Genomic DNA, 5,303 nt, shown 5'->3' with positions numbered 1-5,303 from the left:
AGTATCGGGCGTAGTGCTCTGAATGCCGCTGGGTTAAATTCCTGCCGCGGGCGGGTTGGAAAGAAAAGGTAAGGAAAATGCCCCTCAGCACCCCATTTTTAACTACAACCAAATCAAGCATTTACACTTTAAACTGAAAATAATTTTCAGTTTAAATGCTTGTATATCAACATGTTGTTAAAAAAATCTTGCTTTTGAATCTAAAAAGTGGATATCTTTAATATCTCTGATGAATTGGTTTATAGCTGATGTAATTAGATAACCCTACAAGTATGCTTTATTAATCTAACCCTTATAACCTAAACTGCATGACAAGTTCAGAATTTAACGAAATATGGAAAAATGAATTCGCTCCAGTTTTTTGCACGTGCTAGGCATTTAATTTATTTTCTAATTTTAAAACCAGAAATAAAACAATATGAACAATTCAAAGCAATGGAGTTCTGCAACTCCGGGTTACATCATCTTTCTTGTTGACCAATCAGGTTCAATGGGTCAAGACTACACTGGCGGTAAAAACAAAGCCGAGTTTACGGCACTGGTAATTAACAAAACAATTAATGATCTAATTTTCACCAATAGTGCAGGGGATAAAATTAAAGACAGAGTTTTCATCTCAATCATTGGATATGGTGGACAAGGTGGTAATTCTGTTGATGACATTCGATCAGATTATTTGAGTGCCTTTGCTGATAGCCCATTAAGAACAGAAAAAGTTAAAAAGAAAGTGTCTGATGGAGCAGGAGGCATAGTAGAAATTGAAGAGGAAATGGCAATCTATTTAGAGCCGACTTGTCCAAGAAATGGATTAACGCCTATGTCAGAAGCCCTAGACTTTGCCAAACAGTTAATCGAAGAATGGATTAGTAAAAAGCCTGATAATCCCGCTCCTGTTATTATAAATGTTTCCGATGGAATGCCATTCACAGGAAGCAATCCTTTGGAAGACACGGAAAAAACTATTTCCGTTGCCAATTCAATAATGAACATCAAAACAAATGACGGGAACCCGATTATTTTCAATGTGCATATTGGACAACCGCCATTCAACGAATCTAAATTTGAATCAAGCGAAAGCAAAATTTCAGATGAACAAGGAAAATTGCTTTTCAAAATATCAAGTAAAGTACCAGAAACATATAGAGAAGCAGCAAGAAAGCACGAATTTGTAACAACCGAAGATTCAAGAGGCTTTGTTTCTAATGCAGGTCCTGAAACATTAATCCAGTTTATCAACTTTGGTTCTTCAGGTGGTACAGATAGAATTGCCTAGAAATGGAGATTAAAATAGACAATAATGGAGGCATAAATATTTTTTCATTTTACAATACGCACAAACCCGGCTTGATTTTTCTTTTGGTTGACCAAACGAATTATAAAGAAAGCATCCTCGCCATTTCAAAGGAGGTTAACATCTTTATATTGAACCTGATCCTATGTAATGTTGGATCTAGTGGAATAATAAAAAATAGATGCTATATAAAACTAATTTCCTACAAGGCTGAAAAGTTTGAAATAAAGGAAGGTTGGCTGTCTTTTTTTGCTGATAACCCTAGCAGAATAGTAAAAGTAAAAAAGAAATTTACTAATGATAAAGGTAATTTAGTAGAAATTGAGGAAGAGGAACTCTCTTGGATTGAGGATGAACAAAAGGGCAGTTATCCGGCTAATATTTCTTTTGTAGAAAATCATTTTAAAGAATGGCACGTTAATAAAGAACCTGAATACCCAGAATCAATAATTGTTCATTTTTATAAGGATGAAAAAAATGAAATAGCTCAATTAGTAAAATTATTTGTTAAATCTGAGTTGAATTTTAAAGGTCCAAAACTGATTGAAAAAGTGTTAAAATGAAAGTTACAATAAAAGGATTTTTAACTTGTAAAAGAGCCGAACATTATATTGATTGTGCAGATAACTATGCTGTAAATAAAAGCAGTCATAGATTTTCTGTTTCAGATGGTGTTTCTAGATCTTTCTTTCCTAAATTTTGGTCAGAAATAGTGGTTACTCAATTCGTCGAAAGAACAGACTTGAGCGGAAATGACCTCATAAAATTTTGTCAAGAGGAATGGCAAAAAAGAATTGATAAAATAGTTGCTTTGCCAGATACCAAGTGGTTTACTAAATCACAGTATAATAGAAAAGACCCGGCACTAGCCACATTTGTTGGGTTACAATTTTTTGAAAAAGAAAAAAAATGGTCTGCCTCAGCACTGGGTGATAGTTTCTTGTTTTTTATCCCAAAGGATTTCAAAGACTTTCAAAATGAGTTGGTAATACTATCTAGTAAAACCGTCCCTATTGTTTTCGATAATTTTCCTGATTACCTGACAAGTATCGGTGATGACCATAAAGGAAGGCCTAAAGAGGAAAGTGGTAACCTCATAAACGGTATATTTTATTTAATGACAGATGCAATGGCAGAATGGTTTATAAAAGAAGGAGAAAATGCCATTGGGGAAATAACGGTATGGCAATCACAAGCAGACTTTGAAAAATTCATTTCGCAAGCAAATGAAGAAAATCAAATGACAAATGATGATTGTGCGATTTTATGTATTGAGCTATCTGAAGTAGAAAAGAATGGCATTGAGTACGAATCTGAACAAGTAACGAAATTACATGATTTGATAGCTAATCAGGAAGCGGAAGAAGAAAGAGTTAAACAAAAAAAACAAGAAGAAGAAAAAGCAAAGCAAGAAAAAGAATCAGAGAACCCTAAAGACAACAAATTTGACAGTTCACAATACGAATCAACAACAAAAGAAGGTTCCGCGAAGGAAATTAAAGAAGTACAATTGCGTAAAGGATTTATATCGAAAGGAATGAAAACGGTAAAGGAACTTTTTTTAGGCAAGGAGAAAGAGGAAAATATCGAAGCTGAGTTGCCTGAAAATAATTCTGATTCAGAGGCGGAGAACATAGACGGGCAATCCTCAAAACAGCTAGAACCAGTTAAAGAAAGCCGTGGTGAATTAGAAACAACACCCGTTGAAAATAAAAGCCATGGTAATGATAAAAATGAAGAAACAGAAAAGATAGAGGAAGCCAAAGTTGAAAAAAATGAATCTGCAAACTTGGAGTCAAAGGAACAGCCAAATATTGATCCCAAGTCTAAGATTGTTGATAAATTTTAGATTATGGAATATCCTTCAAGAACTGAAATTGTAACCGCAATGCGTAATCCACATGTAAGTTTCAAGGCGAATGAACTTATTGGCGGTTCTATAATCCAGACAGGTTCACGTATTATTCAATATTCAGGCGGCTATACTACGGTTTTCCCTTTTCTCACCAAAGATTCAAAGAAAGTAGCAGTCCGCTTTTGGATTGCAGATATTGGGGAGGCAAAAAAAAGAAGTCAAGAAATTTCAACGTATTTGAAGGCCTTGAATAACCCATATTTTTGCGACTTTAAGTATTTAGATAATGCCGTATTGATAAGTGGTTCTATATACCCTATCGTAGTTATGGATTGGGTTGATGGGAAGCCATTAAAAGAATACATCAATGACAATGTTTCTAGCTTAAAGTCAATTCTTCCGAAAATAGCAAACAACTTTAAAAAGATGGTAGAATATTTTCATAAAGAAAATATTGCGCACGGAGATTTACAACACGGAAATATTCTTGTTAAAGAAGATGGAGGTTTAATGATAATTGATTATGATTCAATGTTTATCAAACCGCTTGAAGGTATGCCAGATGCAATAAAAGGCCTTCCAGGCTATCAACATCCGTCAAGAAATCAAAACAAAACATTAAATCATAAGTTAGACTATTTTTCTGAATTAGTAATCTACTTATCATTGCTTGCTTTTGAGCAATATCCAAATTTATGGAATAAATATTACGAAACAGAAGATTTACTTTTTTCAAAAGAAGATTTCCACAATCCAGACAAATCTCAATTAATAAACAATTTTCTATTTTCTTCAAATCAATCGGTAAAAGAATTAACACAACGATTGAAAGAACAATTAAGGAAATCTGATATCATGGATTTACAACCATTAGAGGAACTTTTAATTGATAAACTTGAAGTTGCAAAAGATAATATTGCCTCAAAATGGGATAAACAACCTAACAAACCAGAGAAAAAGGAAATCAAAGCACCTAATGCAAAAAATATTACTGATAAATTTTAATGCCAAACAAACAGGACATAATAACGGCAATAAAGAATCTTGACCTTTTTCTCAAAACACCTGAATTAAAAGGAGCAAAACCAAGATTAAAAACCGATGGTAGTCCATTTGTATTTGCAGGTGGGTTTAATATGGTTTTTCAACTTGTCCATAATACAAAAAAATGGGCATTTCGAGTTTGGCACGTTCCAATGGGCGAGAACAAAGACCGCTATGTCGCTATTTCAAAATATTTAACCAATTCTAAACTCCCCTATTTTGCTGATTTTATTTATGATGAAAATGGTCTTTTGGTCAATGGAGAGTTGACAGACACTATCCGAATGGAGTGGTTAGAAGGACTTTTATTGAAAGACTATATTGAAAAACATTTAAACGATAAGGCTCAACTAGAATCACTTGCGAACGATTTCCTTGAAATGGCGAAAACACTAAAGGAAGCTAAAATTTCACATGGTGATTTACAGGAAGGTAATATTCTTATAAATGATTCAGGAAAAATTAAATTAGTTGATTACGACTCAATTTGTATTCCTGAAATTGAAGGTCAAAAAGAGCTGGTTACTGGACTAAAAGGGTATCAGCATCCAAGTAGATTTATAAGCAGTAAAGCATCTTTAAAAGCAGACTATTTTTCAGAATTGATTATTTACATATCTATTCTTGGAATTGCTGCAGACCCCAGTCTATGGGATAAATATAAAGTTAAAGACACGCAATATTTATTATTTAATGAAAAAGACTTTGAAAATATTGAATCCTCCACAATATATGCCGATTTAAAAGGCGTAAATGCAACTATTGATGCCCTGCTAATAATTCTTAAAGAATATCTTTCAAATCCATATTATTTAGAATTAAAGCCATTTACGGAGTATTTTCTTGCTCCGGAGATTATTTCATTTCAGGCAAACAAAGAAGAGGTTCTTCGTGGTGCTGAAATTGAATTTTCATGGACCGTCGAGAATGCACTAATGGTTAAAATAGAACCAGAAATTGGGAGTATTCCTAAGCAAGGAAAAGTTTCTTTTATCCCAAAGAAAAACACCTACACAATTATTTGTGAAAATCTAAAAGTTAAAGCTGAAAAATAATTGTCGTTTGAAATTCTGCCCCCTCCGGAAGTGAAAGAGTTTAGATTCGACAAAAAAA

General features: G+C 33.5%; 5 protein-coding genes. All 5 read left to right on the top strand.

Annotated elements, in window-relative coordinates:
• Positions 1-418 precede the first annotated feature (418 nt).
• From ACOYLP_RS10530 to ACOYLP_RS10510, 5 genes are read left to right on the top strand one after another with little or no spacing between them, the layout of a single operon-like run.
• The gene (locus tag ACOYLP_RS10530) at positions 419-1,273 is read left to right on the top strand and encodes a vWA domain-containing protein (protein WP_422856128.1); all 855 of its coding nucleotides are present in this window, start codon (positions 419-421) and stop codon (positions 1,271-1,273) included.
• 2 nt (positions 1,274-1,275) lie between these two features.
• On the top strand, positions 1,276-1,854 hold the full coding sequence (locus tag ACOYLP_RS10525; protein ID WP_422856127.1) for a hypothetical protein: 579 nt from the start codon (positions 1,276-1,278) through the stop codon (positions 1,852-1,854).
• A complete protein-coding gene (locus ACOYLP_RS10520; RefSeq protein WP_422856126.1) occupies positions 1,851-3,140 on the top strand; it encodes a hypothetical protein in 1,290 nt (429 codons plus the stop codon). The genes ACOYLP_RS10525 and ACOYLP_RS10520 overlap by 4 nt, the downstream gene beginning before the upstream one ends.
• A 3-nt stretch (positions 3,141-3,143) precedes the next feature.
• Complete coding sequence (locus ACOYLP_RS10515; RefSeq protein WP_422856125.1) at positions 3,144-4,151, top strand: protein kinase domain-containing protein; 1,008 nt, start codon at positions 3,144-3,146, stop codon at positions 4,149-4,151.
• A complete protein-coding gene (locus ACOYLP_RS10510; protein ID WP_422856124.1) occupies positions 4,151-5,245 on the top strand; it encodes a protein kinase domain-containing protein in 1,095 nt (364 codons plus the stop codon). Before ACOYLP_RS10515 ends, ACOYLP_RS10510 begins: the two co-directional genes overlap by 1 nt.
• The last annotated feature ends 58 nt before the right edge of the window (positions 5,246-5,303 follow it).

Origin of the sequence: Flavobacterium sp. (assembly GCF_049318325.1) — a bacterium.
In the GTDB taxonomy this organism is placed as follows: Bacteria; Bacteroidota; Bacteroidia; order Flavobacteriales; family Flavobacteriaceae; genus Flavobacterium.
Note: the sequence above shows the minus strand (reverse complement) of the source record. Positions and strands in the feature narration are given on the sequence as shown.